Here is a 16,292-nt window from a genome sequence, read left to right on the forward strand (position 1 = left end):
TTACCGCGGGTTTGCCGCCCTCTCCCGCCAGCGGGAGAGGGGAACGGCAATGAGTGCCCTGCTTCAGCCGATGCGCATGCCCGGCACCGCGCCCTCGTGCGGTTCCAGGATATACAGGCCCGGCGTGGCCTTCTCATCCGCCGCAGACGCAGCCAGCACCATGCCTTCGGACACGCCGAACTTCATCTTGCGCGGGGCCAGGTTGGCCACCACCACGGTCAGCTTGCCGACCAGCTGCTCCGGCGTGTAGGCCGACTGGATGCCGGAGAACACATTGCGGGTGCGGCCTTCGCCCAGATCCAGCGTCAGCTGCAGCAGCTTGTTCGAACCTTCCACCTTCTGGCATTCGACGATCTTCGCGACGCGCAGGTCCACCTTGGCGAAGTCGTCGATGGTGATGGTGTCGGCGATCGGCTCGATCGCCGCGCCCGCGGCGGCCGGCGCCGCGGTTGCCTGCAGCGATTCGCGGTTGGCAGCCAGCAGCGCGTCGACCTGTTTGGCATCGACGCGCGTCATCAGGTGCTGGTAGGCCTGCACCGGGCTGGCGGCCGACAGCTGCTTGTCGATGGCACGCCAGTCCAACGGCTCGACGTTCAGGAAGCGCTCAACGCCGGCAGCCACGTTCGGCACCACCGGCTTCAGGTAGACCGTCAGCAGGCGGAAGGCTTCCAGCGAGACCGAGCACGCCGCATGCAGCGCCGCGCGCTTGTTTTCGTCCTTGGCCAGTTCCCACGGCTTCTCGGTGTCGACGAAGGCGTTGACCGCATCGGTCAGCTCCATCACCAGGCGCAACGCCTTGCTGTACTCGCGGGCTTCATAGAGGTGGGCGACCTGCGGTGCGGCCTGGCGCAGCTGTTCGAGCAGCGGGTGGGCCAGCGCGGCCTCGTCGACCTTGCCTTCGAAACGCTTGACCAGGAAGCCCGCGGCGCGGCTGGCGATATTGACGTACTTGCCGATCAGGTCGCTGTTCACGCGCGCAATGAAGTCATCGAGGTTCAGGTCGAGGTCTTCCATGCTCGCGTTGAGCTTGGCGGCGAAGTAGTAGCGCAGCCATTCCGGATTCATGCCGGTGTCGACATAGCTCTGCGCGGTGATGAAGGTGCCGCGCGACTTGCTCATCTTGGCGCCGTCCACGGTCAGGAAGCCGTGGGCGAACACATTGGTCGGGGTGCGGTAGCCCGAGAAGCGCAGCATCGCCGGCCAGAACAGCGTGTGGAAGTACAGGATGTCCTTGCCGATGAAGTGGTACTGCTCGGCGGTCGAATGCGGGCCGACCCAGGCGTCGAAGTCGATGCCCTTCTTTGCGGCCAGGTTCTGGAAGCTGGCGTAGTAGCCGATCGGGGCGTCCAGCCACACGTAGAAGTACTTGCCGGGCGCGCCGGGGATCTCGAAGCCGAAGTAGGGCGCATCGCGCGAGATGTCCCAGTCGGACAGGGTCGAGGCCTCGCCCTCGGCGCCCAGCCATTCCTGCATCTTGTTGGCGGCCTCGGGCTGGGCCAGGTCGGCCACCCATTCGCGCAGGAAGGTCTCGCAGCGCGGATCGGACAGCTTGAAGAAGTAATGGGCCGACGACTTGCGCACCGGCGTGGCGCCGGACACCACCGAATACGGGTTCTTCAGGTCGGTCGGCACATAGGTGGTGCCGCAGACCTCGCACGAGTCGCCGTACTGGTCCTTGGCGCCGCACTTGGGGCACTCGCCCTTGATGAAGCGGTCCGGCAGGAACATGTTCTTGACCGGGTCGAAGAACTGTTCGACCTCGCGCTCGGCGATCAGGTCCTCGGCCTTCAGGGCCAGGTAGATCTTTTCGCACAGCTCGCGGTTTTCTTCAGCGTCGGTGCTGTAGTAGTTGTCGAACGACACCAGGAAGCTGTCGAAGTCGCGCTTGTGCTCGGTCCAGACGCGGTCTATCAGTGCCTTGGGTGTGATGCCTTCCTTCTCGGCGCGCAGCATGACCGGCGTGCCGTGGGTGTCGTCGGCGCCGACGTAGTAGACCTCGTTGCCCATCATGCGCTGGAAACGCACCCAGATATCGGTCTGGATGTATTCCACCAGGTGGCCGATATGGATCTGGCCGTTGGCATAAGGCAGGGCGGATGTGACGAGGATGCGACGTGCGGTCATAAACAGGAGCCGGTCAGGAGCGGGGAAATATCAGGGGGACGGCGCCAGCCAGGAAGGGAGGGCGCGTGCCGGGAAGGGGCTATTTTAGCAACTGGCCAGCGCCTGCGCGCCGGTTCCGCATGGCGGAATGGCGAAACCCACGGATCCGTTCGGCCAAAAAAAAGCGCCGGTCAGAACCGGCGCAGCTTTCCACAACGGAAAAGGAGGAGAAATCAGGTACCGCCCGGGAGGTCAGCCACCCATCGCGAGCCAGCAACGGTGGCAAGCGGCACCTGTTTCTATGACTAGGTCATCCTTGAATTGGTTTCAAAAAAATTTCGACGCGGCGATTTTGTGCCCGTCCGGCCTCAGTGCCGTTGTCCGCAACCGGCTGGGATTGCCCGCGCCCTTCGGCCGTCAGTCGGTTGCGTGCGACGCCGCGATCACCCAGGTAGCCGGCCACGCTCTGGGCGCGGCGCTGCGACAGCTGCATGTTGTAGTTGGGGTTGCCGGTGCTGTCGGTATGGCCCACCACGTTGGCGCTCACGTCCTGGTGCTGGCCCAGGGTCTGCGCGACCTGGTCGAGCACCGAGCGGAACGACGGCTTGATGGTGGCGCTGTCGGTATCGAAGGTAACCTGGCTGGGGATGTTGACCTTGAGCGTGCCATCCGGCTGCTCGGTGATCTGAGTGCCCGTGCCCGCGGTGTCCTTGTTCAGCTTGCCGCGGATGGCGTTCCAGTTGTAGCCGGTTGCGCCGCCGATGGCACCGCCCACTGCCGCGCCCACCAGCGTGCCGGTGGTATTGCCGCCGATCAGGTTGCCAAGCCCGGCGCCGACCGCGGCGCCCACGCCGGTGCCGACTGCCGTATGGGTTTGCTGTTCAGTGGCGCAACCTGCGGCCAGCAGCGTGGCAGCGGTGAGCGAGACAGTAACGAGCTTGATCTTCATGCTTTCTCCTTCTGATGTTCCCGTAAATGTTCTTGGTACCGCATCGCGATGGTAACGCCAAGGCTAGCGGCAGGTAACCCTTTGTACGCGTCGGGCCCGGCCGGCCCGGGCACCGCCTGCGATGCCGGCGTACCGGGCCGACCAACCGCACTACAATATGGATATGGCGGCGCGCGCACAAGTGCAAGCTTGTGAGATTTGTAAATGTCTGTAATCCCACACCCTATGCAGGGTATTGCGCGCGGATTTCCGGCGTTCATGGCCGGTGCTGCATACTTTGATACATTAGGCGCAGGCCATCATGCGCCAGTCCCCCCAATCATCGAAGCGGAGTATGTCTTGAGCGTCAGCACTGAGCAGGTCACCGAAGCCCTGCGCACCGTCATCGACCCCAATACGGGCAAGGACCTGGTGTCCACCCGCTCGGCCAGGAACATCCGCGTCGACGGCGGCGATGTCTCGCTGGAAGTCGAACTCGGCTACCCCGCGAAGAGCCAGTTCGATCCGATCCGCAAGCTGGTGGTTGCTGCAGTGCGGCAAGTGCCGGGCGTGAGCAACGTCAGCGTGGCCGTGACCATGAAGATCGTCGCGCACGCGGTGCAGCGCGGGGTCAAGCTGCTGCCGGGCGTGAAGAACGTGATTGCGGTGGCGTCGGGCAAGGGCGGGGTGGGCAAGTCCACCACGGCCGTGAACCTGGCGCTGGCGCTGGCGGCGGAAGGCGCGCGCGTCGGCATGCTCGACGCAGACATCTATGGGCCGAGCCTGCCGATGATGCTGGGCATCGACGGCCGCCCGGAATCCGCCGACGGCCAGACCATGGAGCCGCTGGAAGGGCACGGCCTGCAGGCCAACTCGATCGGCTTCCTGATCGAGCAGGACAACCCGATGGTATGGCGCGGCCCGATGGTCACCTCGGCGCTGGAGCAGCTGCTGCGCCAGACCAACTGGCACGATCTGGACTACCTGATCGTCGACATGCCGCCGGGCACCGGCGACGTCCAGCTGACGCTGTCGCAGAAGGTGCCGGTCACCGGCGCGGTGATCGTCACCACGCCTCAGGATATCGCGCTGCTGGATGCCAAGAAGGGCCTGAAGATGTTCGAGAAGGTGGGCATTCCCATCCTGGGCATCGTCGAGAACATGGCGGTCTACTGCTGCCCGAACTGCGGCCATGTCGAGCATATCTTCGGCCACGGCGGCGGCGAGAAGATGTGCGCCGACTACGGCGTCGACCTGCTGGGCAGCCTGCCGCTGAACCTGCAGATCCGCGAGCAGGCCGACTCCGGCCGCCCGACCGTGGTGGCCGAGCCCGACAGCCCGGTGGCCGGGATGTACCGCGCCATCGCGCGCAAGGTGGCGATCAAGGTCGCCGACAAGGCGCGCGACATGACCAGCAAGTTTCCGAGTATCGTGGTGCAAAACACCTGAGCGCGCGCCGCGCGCAGCAACCATGGAAAGCCAGCCTGCCCCCGACCTGCCGGCACCCGCTGCCCGCCCCGCCGTCACCATGGCGGTGGTGATGCGCAAGGTCGCGCTGGCCAACCGCTGGCAGCCGTGGAAGTGGGAGCTGGACGCGGTGCTGCCGGACCTTGGCGAGTTCGGCACGCATCCCGTGTGCCTGGAGCACGACGCCCACGGCGCGCACTGGCTCTACCCGGGCTTCGAGGTGACGTTGTTCCGCGACCAGGGCGAAGGCTATTACCTGAACCTGACCTCGACCACGCCGTGCTGGTTCGTGCTGTGGCGCATGCCAGAGGACGACGGCGCTGGCGAAGAGGCCCATCCGGTGCCGATGACCGTGACGCTGTCGTACAACGAGGCCGGCCGCTGGCTCGATGCCGGCGAGACCGTCGAGAACGTGCCGCTGGCGCCCGAGCAGCGCGAGTGGCTGCAGGCCTATGTCGACCAGCACTACCGGCCCGAGCCCAAGCAGCGGCGCCGGCCCGAATCCTTCAAGGCGCCGGAAGACCGCGCCCGCTACTGATCCTGACGACCTGAGCTTGCCCTGCCGATGAGCGATTCGTCCTTCCTGTCGCGCTGGTCGCGCCGCAAGGCCGCGGTGCGGGAGGGCGTGCCCGTGCCGGCAGAACCGGCACCACCGGCGCATGCCGAAGCCGTCCCCGCGGCCACCGGGGCAGCACCCGAAGCGCCGCAAGTACCGGCCCCGACGCTGGAGGACGTGGCCGCGCTGCGCCCCGGCGACGAGATCGCCCGGTTCGTGGCCCGCGGCGTGGATGAGTCAGTCAAGCGCGCGGCGCTGAAGACGCTGTTCGCCGATCCGCACTTCAAGGTCATGGACGGGCTCGACATCTATATCGACGACTACAGCAAGCCCGACCCGATCCCGCCGGAGATCCTGCGCCAGCTGCGCCAGTCCGAGACACTGGGCCTGTTCGAGCCGACCGACGAGGAACGCGCGGCGGCACAGGCCGCGGCCGCCGCCGCAGGGCCTGTGGATGTACCGCCGGCGGCGCCCGCCGAGTTCGCCGAATCCGGCGAGACCGCCGACACTACGGACATACCCGCACCAGTCGAAACGCCGCAGCAAACTGTAAGTCAAAGCGCAGAACAGGGCCCGCAAGACCCGGATAAATGCGCGTAGCCTCACAGGTGCAGCGCAGCCTACAATAGGCATCCCCACAATCCGCCGGCCCGCAGACCCCTCGCCAAGAAGGACGTCCGGACCGGTCAGCCGCATTCGCCATGCCGACGCTGATCTGCAACTGCAACGACACCATGCCGCTTGACGGGGCGGCATTGTCCGAAGCAACCAAGGACGCCAACCAGGGCCCCTTGAAGGTCCATCGCCTGCTGTGCCGGCGCGAGATCGGCGACTTCACCGCCGCGCTCGACGGCACCGACGACGTCATCGTCGCCTGCACCCAGGAACGCCAGCTATTTACCGAAGTCGCGGCGCAGGCCGCGCAGGGCAGCGATGGCCGCCCGGTGGTGACCGCGCCGGTGCGCTTCGTCAATATCCGCGAGACCGGCGGCTGGTCACAGGGCGCCCGGCGCGACCCCAAGACCGCCAATGCCAAGATCGCCGCGCTGCTGGCCGTGGCAGCGCTGCCCGAACCTGACCCGGTGCCGGTGGTGGATTACCGTTCCGACGGCGCGGTGCTGGTGCTGGGCCCGGCCCAGCGGGCGCTGCCGTGGGCCGAGCGGCTGGCCGCGATGCAGCTGGAGGTCACGGTTCTGCTGACCGGCAGCGACATGCGTGAAGGCGCCGCGGCGCAGCCTGCGGCGCGCGCCTATCCGGTCCACAGCGGCCGGCTGGCCTCGCTGACAGGCTGGCTGGGCGCGTTCGAGGCCAGCTGGGAGACCGGCGCCGGCCGCAGCAACCCGATCGACCTGGACCTGTGCACCCGCTGCAACGCCTGCATCGACGCCTGTCCCGAGGACGCGATCGACTTCAGCTACCAGATCGACCTGTCGCGCTGCCGCTCGCACCGTGCTTGCGTGCGCGCCTGCGGCGCCGCCGCGGCGATCGACTTCGACCGCCCGCAGGGCACTGTGCAGGGACGCTTCGACCTGGTCTTCGACCTGTGCGACACGCCTGCCTTCACCATGCACCAGCCGCCGCAGGGCTATCTGCACGCTGGCGCCGATGCCGCGCGCCAGCAGGCCCAGGCGCTGATGCTGGCGGGGCTGGTGGGCGAGTTCGAGAAGCCCAGGTTCTTCCGCTACAAGGAAAACCTGTGCGCGCATGGCCGCAACCAGACCACCGGCTGCACCGCCTGCATCGACATCTGCTCGACCGAGGCCATCGGCTCGCGCTGGCACGACGGCAAGGGGCGCATCGAGGTCACGCCCAACTTGTGCATGGGCTGCGGCGCGTGCACCACCGTGTGCCCGAGCGGGGCCATCAGCTATGGCTACCCGGGGCCGGAAGTGACCGGCGCGCGCCTGCGCACGCTGCTGTCAGCGTACCGCCAGGCCGGCGCGCGCGATCCGGTGGTGCTGCTGCATGGCGAGGAATACGGCACGCCCGCGCTGCTGGCACTGGGCCGTTCCGCCCGCGGCGGCAAGGCCAGGGGAGTGCCCGCCAATGTGATGCCGTTGTCGCTGTTCCACCCGGCCTCGGCCGGGCTGGAGCTATGGCTCGCCGCGCTGTGCTGGGGCGCCAGCCGCGTAGCGGTGCTGCTGACCGGCGACGAGGCACCGCAGTACCGCACCGCGCTGCTGGAGCAGATCGCGGTCGGGCGCGCTCTGCTGGCCGGCCTGGGCTATGACGGCGAGGTACTGTCGCTGGTCGAGGCCGCCGATACGCCGGCGCTGGATGCCGGCCTGGCGGCGCTGCGCCCGGGCCGCAACGCAGTGCCGCCGGCGCCGTTCGGCCCCGTCGCGGCCAAGCGCGAGATGCTGGACTTTGTGCTGGATCACCTGGCGCGGCACGCGCCGGTGCCCGCGCCAAGCGTGCCGCTGCCGGCCGGCGCGCCGATCGGCGCGATCGCGGTGGATACGGGCAAGTGCACCATGTGCATGGCCTGCGTCGGCGCGTGCCCGTCGCAGGCGCTGCGCGACAATCCCGAGCGCCCGGTGCTCAGCTTTATCGAGCGCAACTGCGTGCAGTGCGGGCTGTGCGAGAAGACCTGCCCGGAAGACGCCATCAGCCTGGTGCCGCGCCTGCTGGCCGGCGACGCAGCGCGCCGCCCGGTGACCCTGAACGAGACCCAGCCGTTCCATTGCATCCGCTGCGCCAAGCCGTTCGGCACGGCGCAGATGGTGGAGTCGATGCTGGTGCGCCTGGCCGGCCATCCGGCCTTTGCCGGCGCCGCGGCCGAGCGCCTGAAGATGTGCCCTGACTGCCGCGTCATCGACATGATAGAGCGCGATACGGGAACCGCCACCGGCGCCACGCTGCGCTGACAGCGGCCAGGCCACCCAGGACAAATCATCACGACATGACAGATTTCCAGCCGATCCAGCTCACCGCCGCGCCGCCCGCCGACGATGCCGAAGACACCGCCCGCGCCGACCTCTATGGTCTGCTTGCCACGCTGTTCTACCACGCGCCCGACGCCGCGCTGCTGCACCACATCGCCGCCAACCGCGCCGTGGGCGAGGACGCGAACACCGTGCTGGGCAAGGCGTGGAACGCATTGTGCGATGCAGCATCGGAGACCACGGCGGCCGAGGCCGAGGACGAGTACCGGCAGCTGTTCGTGGGCGTGGGCCGCCAGGATGTGTTCCTGTACGGCTCCTTCTACATGACCGGTTTCCTGAACGAGCGCCCGCTGGTGGCGCTGCGCGAAGACCTGGCCCGCTACGGCCTGGAGCGCCATGAAGATGTCAGCGAAACCGAGGACCATATCGCCACGCTGTGCGAGGTGATGCGCTTCCTGGTGGCGGGCGACGACCTGGCGGTGTCCAACCTGGGCGAGCAGCAGCGTTTCTATGCGCAGCACCTGCAGCCCTGGGTGGAGCGATTGTGCGATGCAGTGACGACGCACCCGCAGGCGCGTTTCTATCGCAGCGTGGCAGGCTTGCTGGGCGCGTTTGCCGGCGTGGAAGCGATGGCGCTCGAGATGCATTGAGCGGGCGGCATTGAATATCGGCGCGCTTCGAGGCTTCTTTAGCGCAGCGGGCCCAAGGCGGCCATTTACACGAAAATGGGTTGGAAAGTAGGGAAAAACCCGTGCATATCATGGTCTTTCCTGCTAGTTGATTCTAGAATATGCATAACAACGCATAACGGCTAAAACCATCGGGCTTGGACAGCCGAGGAGCCCCCACATGACACAGAAGCAAACCAGGGTCGCGCGCCGCACGTTTCTCGCGGGCGCTGGAGTTGTGGCTGCCGCTACGGGTGCGGCAGCGCTGACCGCGCGCGGTCCGGCCATGCCGGACCAGGCCGCAGCTCTGCCGGAACCCACCGATCCTCCGTCGGCCAGCAAGGGTTACCGGGTCTCTGACCACATCCGCAAGTACTACCGGACCACGCTGGTGTAGCTGCCAGGGCGGTGTGGTCTGCCGCACCGCCTGCAACCGGACGCGACCTGCGTCCGCATCTGAGGTGAGACATGATCTTGACCCGCAAACGCGCGGCGCAGGGCGCATCCGCCCGCCTCGCTGACGGCCTGGCCAACCGGCCTGAACATGCCGGCGCAGCCTCCGGCCGACTCTCGCAGCGGCTCGCGGCCAGCCTGGCCGGCGCGATGCCGACCATGGACCGCCGCAGCTTCCTCAAGCGCTCTGGCATCGGCGTCGGTGCCGGGCTGGCGGCCTCGCAGCTGACGCTGATCCGCAAGGCGGACGCAGCCGACGACAAGAAGGCGGCTGCCGACGGCAAGACCGGCATCGTGGTCAGGCGCACCGTGTGCGGCCACTGCTCGGTCGGCTGCGCGGTCGACGCGGTGGTGCAGAACGGCGTGTGGATCCGCCAGGAGCCGGTGTTCGATTCGCCCATCAACCTGGGCGCGCACTGCGCCAAGGGCGCGGCGCTGCGCGAGCACGGCCACGGCGAATACCGCCTCAAGTACCCGATGAAGCTGGTCAACGGCAAGTACCAGCGCATCAGCTGGGACCAGGCGCTGGACGAGATCACCGCGAAGATGAAGGAGATCCGCCAGCAGACCGGCCCGGACTCGATGTTCTTCGTCGGCTCGTCCAAGCACAGCAACGAGCAGGCCTACCTGCTGCGCAAGTGGGTGTCGTTCTTCGGCACCAACAACACCGACCACCAGGCGCGCATCTGTCACTCAACCACCGTGGCGGGCGTGGCGAATACCTGGGGATACGGGGCGATGACCAACTCGTACAACGATATGCAGAACGCGAAGGCAGCGCTGTATATCGGCTCCAACGCGGCCGAGGCGCACCCGGTATCGATGCTGCACCTGCTGCACGCCAAGGAGAACGGCTGCAAGGTGATCGTGGTCGATCCGCGCTACACGCGCACCGCAGCCAAGGCGCAACACTACGTGCGCATCCGCTCGGGTACCGACATCGCGTTCCTGTTCGGCATGCTGTACCACATCTTCCAGAACGGCTGGGAAGACCAGAAGTACCTGCAGGACCGCGTCTACGGCATGGACAAGGTCAAGGAAGAGGTCATGGCCAAGTGGACGCCCGACAAGGTCGAGGAAGTCTGCGGCGTGCCCGAGGCGCAGGTGAAGATGGTGGCCGAGATCATGGCCAAGAACCGTCCCAGCACGCTGGTGTGGTGCATGGGTCAGACCCAGCACACCATCGGCAACGCGATCGTGCGGGCCTCGTGCCTCGTGCAGCTGGCGCTGGGCAATATCGGCGTGGCGGGAGGCGGCGCCAACATCTTCCGCGGCCATGACAACGTGCAGGGCGCCACGGACGTGGGCCCCAACCCGGACTCGCTGCCGGGCTACTACGGCCTGGCCACCGGCGCGTGGAAGCACTACGCCGCGGTGTGGGGTGTGGACTATGAATGGATCAAGAAGCAGTTCGTCTCGCAGGCGATGATGGAGAAGTCCGGCACCACGGTGTCGCGCTGGATCGATATCGTCACCGAGAAGAACGAGCTGATCGACCAGGACAACAACGTGCGCGGCGTGTTCTTCTGGGGCCATGCCCCGAACTCGCAGACGCGCGGCCTGGAGATGAAGAAGGCGCTGGACAAGCTCGACCTGCTGGTGGTGGTCGACCCCTATCCGTCGGCGACCGCGGCCATGGCCAACATGCCGCCGGCCGAGGGCGACAAGGTCAACCCGAACCGCGCGGTCTACCTGCTGCCGGCATGCACGCAGTTCGAGACCTCGGGCACGTGCACCGCGTCGAACCGCTCGCTGCAATGGCGCGAGAAGGTCATCGAGCCGCTGTTCGAGTCGATGCCCGACCATACGCTGATGCAGGCGTTTGCCGACCGGCTCGGCTTTGGCAAGGAGCTGTCGAAGAACATGAAGCTGATCGAGGTGAAGCGCGCCGGCCGCACCTGGATGGAGCCGGAGCCAGAATCGATCCTGCGCGAGATCAACGCCAGCAACTGGACCATCGGCTACACCGGCCAGTCGCCGGAGCGGTTGAAGGCGCATATGCGCAATATGCAGATGTTCGACGTCAAGACGCTGCGCTGCAAGGCGGGCAAGGACCCGGTGACCGGCTACGACCTGAGCGGCGACTACTTCGGGCTGCCGTGGCCGTGCTACGGCACGCCGGAACTGAAGCACCCGGGCTCGCCCAACCTGTACGACACCAGCAAGCACGTGATGGACGGCGGCGGCAACTTCCGCGCCAATTTCGGCGTGGAGCGCGACGGCGTCAGCCTGCTGGCGGAGGACGGTTCGTATTCGCTGGGCGCTGAGATCACCACCGGCTATCCGGAGTTCGATCATGTGCTGCTGAAGAAGCTGGGGTGGTGGGACGACCTGACCGATGCCGAGAAGGCCAAGGCCGAAGGCAAGAACTGGAAGACCGACCTGTCGGGCGGCATCCAGCGCGTGGTGATGAAGAACCATGGCTGCCACCCGTTCGGCAACGCCAAGGCGCGCGCGGTGGTATGGAACTTCCCCGACGCGATCCCGCAGCATCGCGAGCCGCTGTACTCCACGCGCCCGGACATGGTCGCCAAGTACCCGACCCACGACGACAAGATGGCGTTCTGGCGGCTGCCGACGCTGTACAAGTCGGTGCAGCAGCGCAATATCGAGAACAAGGTCTATGAAAAGTTCCCGATCATCCTGACCTCCGGGCGGCTGGTCGAGTACGAGGGCGGTGGCGAAGAAACCCGCTCCAACCCGTGGCTGGCCGAACTGCAGCAGGAGAACTTCGTCGAGATCAACCCGCGCGCGGCGTCCGACCGCGGTATCCGCAACGGTGACTTTTGCTGGGTGAAGACGCCCACCGGGGCCCGCATCAAGGTGCGCGCGCTGGTGACCGAGCGGGTGGGGCCCGATACCGCGTTTATCCCGTTCCATTTCTCGGGCTGGTGGCAAGGCAAGGACCTGAAGGACTACTACCCCGCGGGCGCGATGCCGGTGGTGCGGGGCGAGGCGGTCAACACGGCCACCACCTACGGCTATGACTCGGTGACGATGATGCAGGAAACCAAGACCACCGTTTGCCAGATCGAGCGGTTTGCCTAAGCGCAGAGGGACACCATGGCACGCATGAAATTTATCTGTGACGCCGAGCGCTGCATCGAGTGCAACAGCTGCGTCACTGCCTGCAAGAACGAGCACGAGGTGCCCTGGGGCGTGAACCGGCGCCGCGTGGTCACCGTCAACGACGGCATGGTCGGCGCCGAGAAATCGATCTCGGTGGCCTGCATGCACTGTTCGGACGCGCCCTGCATGGCGGTCTGCCCGGTCGACTGCTTCTACCGCACCGAGGACGGCGTGGTGCTGCACGACAAGGACGTCTGCATCGGCTGCGGCTACTGCTCCTACGCCTGCCCGTTCGGCGCGCCGCAGTTCCCGTCGACCGGCACCTTCGGCGTGCGCGGCAAGATGGACAAGTGCACCTTCTGCGCTGGCGGCCCGGAAAAGAACGGCTCGGAAGCTGAGTTCGAGAAATACGGCCGCAACCGCCTGGCCGAAGGCAAGCTGCCGCTGTGCGCCGAGATGTGCTCGACCAAGGCGCTGCTGGGCGGCGACGGCGATGTGATCGCCGACATCCTGCGCAACCGCGTGATCAAGCGCGGCACCGGCGGCGACGTGTTCGGCTGGGGCACGGCCTACGGCACCGCCAAGGGCGGCGCGGCCCAGCCGGCCCAACCGGCACAGCCGGCGCCCGCTGCACCGGCCGCACCCGCGGCCCCGGGAGGGCAAGCGTCATGAACCGCGTCCGCGTTGTTGCATTGGTGTCGCTGTGCGGCGTGCTGCTGGCAGCTTGCGGCGAGAAGCCGCAGACCATCAGCCCGTCGCACCGCAAGACTGACGCCCAGGCCTACCAGGGCGCCCCGGATGATCCGTTCGTGGCCAAGGGCTGGAAGCAGGGCGACAAGACCAGCTGGGACAACCAGATTCGCCAGCGCAACCAGTTGCAGAACGAGTACAACCGCACGCAATGAAGGCGCTGCAGCTGGGCCGCCCCGGCAGCCGGGCGCTGGCCCTCGACGATCCGAAGGAGTGCACATGACGCCGTCGCAGAATGCATGCCGCGCAGGCTGGCGGCGCTGGCTCAGCGCCGGCGCGCTGGCGCTGGCGGCCTTTGCCGGCACCGCCGCCGCACAGGCGCCGGCCTCGGCACCGCCGGCACCGGCCGCCGCGCAGGCCAATGCCGACACCAACAACCCGGCCACGCACCCGGTCCAGCCGCTGGCCGGCATCGCATCCGAGAATATCTTCAACATACCGCGCCGCGATATCGCCGCCGAGGCCCAGTCGCAGCAGCAGCGCACCGTCACGCAGCCCGGCAACAATGCGCCGGTCTGGCGCGAGGTCAATTCCGACCAGCGCCACTACAGCAGCCTGCCCGACAAGGAAGCCGGCGTGCTGATCCAGCGCACCGGGCAGCAATGGCGCCTGTTCCGCAACGGCGTCATCACCGTCTGGGGCGGCTGGCTGCTGCTGGTGGTGCCGCTTGCCATCCTGGGCTTCTTCCTCTGGCGCGGCGCCATCCCGCTGCGCACGCCGCGCACCGGCCGCATGATCGAGCGCTTCACGCCGCTTGAGCGCATTGTCCACTGGACCATGGCGATCTCGTTCGTGGTGCTGGCGGTGTCGGGCATCGTGCTGCTGCTGGGCAAGCATTTCCTGCTGCCGCTGATGGGCCACATGCTGTTCGGCTGGCTGACCTACGTGCTGAAGAACCTGCACAACGTGATCGGCCCGATCTTCACGCTGTCGGTGATCGTGGCCTTCGTGGTGTTCGTGCGCGACAACCTGCCCAACCGCGACGACATGCGCTGGGTCACCAGCCTTGGCGGCCTGGCGTCCGGCAAGCATGTGCCGAGCGGGCGCTTCAATGCCGGCGAGAAGATGTGGTTCTGGATCGGCGTGTTCGTGTTCGGGCTGGTGCTGTCGGCATCGGGCTGGGTGCTGGACATGATCGTGCCAGGCATGGACTACTACCGCGCGACCATGCAGATCGCCAACGTGATCCATGGGATCTCGGCCGTGCTGATGATCGCGATGGCGTGCGGCCATATCTACATGGGCACGGTCGGCATGGAAGGCGCCTACCGCGCCATGCGCGACGGCTGGGTGGACGAGGCCTGGGCCAAGGAGCACCACGAGCACTGGTACGACGACATCAAGTCCGGCAAGATCCCGGCCCAGCGTTCGGCCAGCCCGGAAGCCGCCGCGGGGCGCAACACCCGGCATACCCCGGGCGAAGCCTGAGGCCGGCTGCCAACCAGACCATGCGGAACCCACGATGACGATGACACGCACCCTGACGCTGGTTGCCCTGTGCGCGGGCGCCACCCTTGCCACCGGCGCGCTGGCCAAGCTGCCGCCGCCGACCGAGGCCCAGCAGGCCAAGGCCGCTGAGACCAAGGCGCGCACCGCCTGGGCCGACAAGGTCGCCGCCTACCAGTTGTGCCGCGCGCAGGACAAGACCGCGGCGCGTTACTTCGCCGAGCGCAAGGCCCACGGCCAGGAAACCCGCGCGCCGTCGCAAGCCGCCGCGTGTGCCGATCCGGGCCCGTTTGTGGCGCCGACCGCCGCTGCGCCTGCCGCCCCGGCGCCAGCCGTGGCCAGCACCGCGGCCGACGCCAAACCAGCCGCGGCCGGCGCGGTACAATCCCCTGCAAAGGCGCCGTAACCACAGCCCCATGCACGCCGCGCGCGGCGCGGGGCCCTCACCAGCAGTCCCGAGCCCCTCGTCATGACCCTGCGTCCCGAGCTTACCCAGGCAGCCGTTCCCCTGATCGAAGAGGTTGAAGTCGTCGACGAGCAGGGCCGCGTGCGCGCGGCCTACCTGCCGGGCGAGCGTCCGCTGACGGTCTACCTCGACAAGCGCGAGCTGGTCACGCTGATGACCCTGGGCGGCGCGCCCGAGCACCTGGTGCTCGGCTACCTGCGCAACCAGCGGCTGGTGGAATCGATCGAAGACATCGCCGCGGTGCAGGTCGACTGGGAAACCGAGTCCGCCGCCGTGACCACGCGCAATGGCGTGGACCGCATCGAGGAACGCACCGCGCGCCGCGTGGTGACCACCGGCTGCGGGCAAGGCACCGTGTTCGGCTCGCTGCTCGATGAGGTCGACAACATCCGCCTGCCGGTTGGCGCCACGCTGGACCAGGACACCCTGTACGGCATCATCGACACCATCCGGCTGCAGCAGTCGGTCTACAAGCAGGCTGGCTCGGTGCACGGCTGCGCGCTGTTCCAGGGCACCGAGCTGCTGATGTTCATCGAGGACGTGGGCCGCCACAACGCCGTGGACGCCATCGCCGGGCGCATGTGGCTGGAAGGCATGACGGGCAGCGACAAGATCTTCTACACCACCGGGCGCCTGACTTCCGAGATGGTGATCAAGGGCGCGCAGATGGGCATCCCGTTCCTGCTGTCGCGCTCGGGCGTGACGCAGATGGGCTACCAGATGGCCCGGCGCGTCAACCTGACGCTGTTTGCGCGCTGCACCGGCAAGCACTTCCTGCTCTACACCGGGCGCGAGCGCTTCCGCCACCGGCTGCCTGAAGACGCGGTGGCGTAAGCGGCACTTGGTTGCTTGCGTTTGCATAAAGGGGTGGGCGCGATTGGTTGTACAATGCGGCGCACTCCGAGCCAGTGTGTTTACCCTCCCAACCTTATGAGCATCAAATCCGACAAGTGGATCCGCCGCATGGCGGAGCAGCACGGCATGATCGAGCCGTTCGCGCCAGGCCAGGTCCGGGAGCAGGACGGGCGCAAGATCGTTTCGTACGGCACCTCGAGCTACGGCTACGACATCCGCTGCGCCGACGAATTCAAGATCTTCACCAATATCAACAGCACCATCGTCGATCCGAAGAATTTCGACGAGAAGTCGTTCGTGGATTTCAAGGGCGATGTCTGCATCATCCCGCCCAATTCGTTCGCGCTGGCGCGCACGATGGAATACTTCCGGATCCCGCGCAGCGTGCTGACCATCTGCCTGGGCAAGAGCACCTACGCCCGCTGCGGCATCATCGTCAATGTGACGCCGTTCGAGCCGGAGTGGGAAGGCTATGTGACGCTGGAGTTCTCCAACACCACGCCGCTGCCCGCCAAGATCTACGCCGGCGAGGGTTGCGCCCAGGTGCTGTTCTTCGAGAGCGACGAAGTCTGCGAGACCTCGTACCGCGACCGCGGCGGCAAGTACCAGGGCCAGCACGGTGTCACACTGCCGAAGACCTGAGCGC

The 16,292-nt window shown here is 67.0% G+C and carries 15 protein-coding genes; 13 read left to right on the forward strand and 2 right to left on the reverse strand.

The features are described 5' to 3' along the window. Window positions 1-63: 63 nt before the first annotated feature. Together metG and I6H87_RS11125 are read right to left on the reverse strand one after the other, a co-directional pair. Window positions 64-2,124 (reverse strand): methionine--tRNA ligase, encoded by a 2,061-nt coding sequence (gene metG / locus I6H87_RS11120; protein ID WP_011615922.1) that lies wholly within the window; start codon window positions 2,122-2,124, stop codon window positions 64-66. A gap of 289 nt (window positions 2,125-2,413) precedes the next feature. After that, a complete protein-coding gene (locus tag I6H87_RS11125; RefSeq protein WP_010813856.1) occupies window positions 2,414-3,052 on the reverse strand; it encodes a YiaD family glycine zipper/OmpA-like lipoprotein in 639 nt (212 codons plus the stop codon). A gap of 339 nt (window positions 3,053-3,391) precedes the next feature. On the opposite strand from I6H87_RS11125, the gene apbC reads away from it, so the two are divergent. The 13 genes from apbC (at window position 3,392) to dcd (ending at window position 16,288) form a co-directional block, all read left to right on the forward strand. Further along, complete coding sequence (gene apbC, locus I6H87_RS11130; protein WP_010813855.1) at window positions 3,392-4,480, forward strand: iron-sulfur cluster carrier protein ApbC; 1,089 nt, start codon at window positions 3,392-3,394, stop codon at window positions 4,478-4,480. 22 nt (window positions 4,481-4,502) lie between these two features. After that, window positions 4,503-5,036, forward strand: a complete 534-nt coding sequence (locus tag I6H87_RS11135) for a DUF3305 domain-containing protein (protein ID WP_010813854.1) — start codon at window positions 4,503-4,505, stop codon at window positions 5,034-5,036. A gap of 27 nt (window positions 5,037-5,063) precedes the next feature. After that, the gene (locus tag I6H87_RS11140; protein ID WP_010813853.1) at window positions 5,064-5,654 is read left to right on the forward strand and encodes a DUF3306 domain-containing protein; all 591 of its coding nucleotides are present in this window, start codon (window positions 5,064-5,066) and stop codon (window positions 5,652-5,654) included. A gap of 101 nt (window positions 5,655-5,755) precedes the next feature. Beyond that, window positions 5,756-7,921 (forward strand): 4Fe-4S binding protein, encoded by a 2,166-nt coding sequence (locus I6H87_RS11145; protein WP_011615920.1) that lies wholly within the window; start codon window positions 5,756-5,758, stop codon window positions 7,919-7,921. Window positions 7,922-7,956: 35 nt separating this feature from the next. Further along, complete coding sequence (locus I6H87_RS11150) at window positions 7,957-8,589, forward strand: TorD/DmsD family molecular chaperone (RefSeq protein ID WP_010813851.1); 633 nt, start codon at window positions 7,957-7,959, stop codon at window positions 8,587-8,589. A 199-nt stretch (window positions 8,590-8,788) separates the two neighbouring features. Further along, a complete protein-coding gene (locus I6H87_RS11155) occupies window positions 8,789-9,004 on the forward strand; it encodes a hypothetical protein (RefSeq protein WP_010813850.1) in 216 nt (71 codons plus the stop codon). A 71-nt stretch (window positions 9,005-9,075) separates the two neighbouring features. Continuing rightward, window positions 9,076-12,108 (forward strand): molybdopterin-dependent oxidoreductase, encoded by a 3,033-nt coding sequence (locus I6H87_RS11160; RefSeq protein ID WP_011615919.1) that lies wholly within the window; start codon window positions 9,076-9,078, stop codon window positions 12,106-12,108. A gap of 15 nt (window positions 12,109-12,123) precedes the next feature. Then, complete coding sequence (fdh3B, locus tag I6H87_RS11165; RefSeq protein WP_010813848.1) at window positions 12,124-12,801, forward strand: formate dehydrogenase FDH3 subunit beta; 678 nt, start codon at window positions 12,124-12,126, stop codon at window positions 12,799-12,801. Then, entirely contained in the window at window positions 12,798-13,034 is a 237-nt protein-coding gene (locus tag I6H87_RS11170; protein WP_010813847.1) for a hypothetical protein, read from the forward strand. Before fdh3B ends, I6H87_RS11170 begins: the two co-directional genes overlap by 4 nt. A 64-nt stretch (window positions 13,035-13,098) precedes the next feature. Continuing rightward, a complete protein-coding gene (locus I6H87_RS11175) occupies window positions 13,099-14,307 on the forward strand; it encodes a formate dehydrogenase subunit gamma (RefSeq protein WP_010813846.1) in 1,209 nt (402 codons plus the stop codon). 34 nt (window positions 14,308-14,341) lie between these two features. Beyond that, window positions 14,342-14,731 (forward strand): hypothetical protein, encoded by a 390-nt coding sequence (locus I6H87_RS11180; protein ID WP_011615918.1) that lies wholly within the window; start codon window positions 14,342-14,344, stop codon window positions 14,729-14,731. A 63-nt stretch (window positions 14,732-14,794) separates the two neighbouring features. Further along, entirely contained in the window at window positions 14,795-15,625 is an 831-nt protein-coding gene (locus I6H87_RS11185) for a formate dehydrogenase accessory sulfurtransferase FdhD (protein ID WP_010813844.1), read from the forward strand. A gap of 96 nt (window positions 15,626-15,721) precedes the next feature. After that, window positions 15,722-16,288 (forward strand): dCTP deaminase, encoded by a 567-nt coding sequence (dcd, locus tag I6H87_RS11190; protein WP_010813843.1) that lies wholly within the window; start codon window positions 15,722-15,724, stop codon window positions 16,286-16,288. The last annotated feature ends 4 nt before the right edge of the window (window positions 16,289-16,292 follow it).

The organism is Cupriavidus necator (assembly GCF_016127575.1).
In the GTDB taxonomy this organism is placed as follows: Bacteria; Pseudomonadota; Gammaproteobacteria; order Burkholderiales; family Burkholderiaceae; genus Cupriavidus; species Cupriavidus necator_D.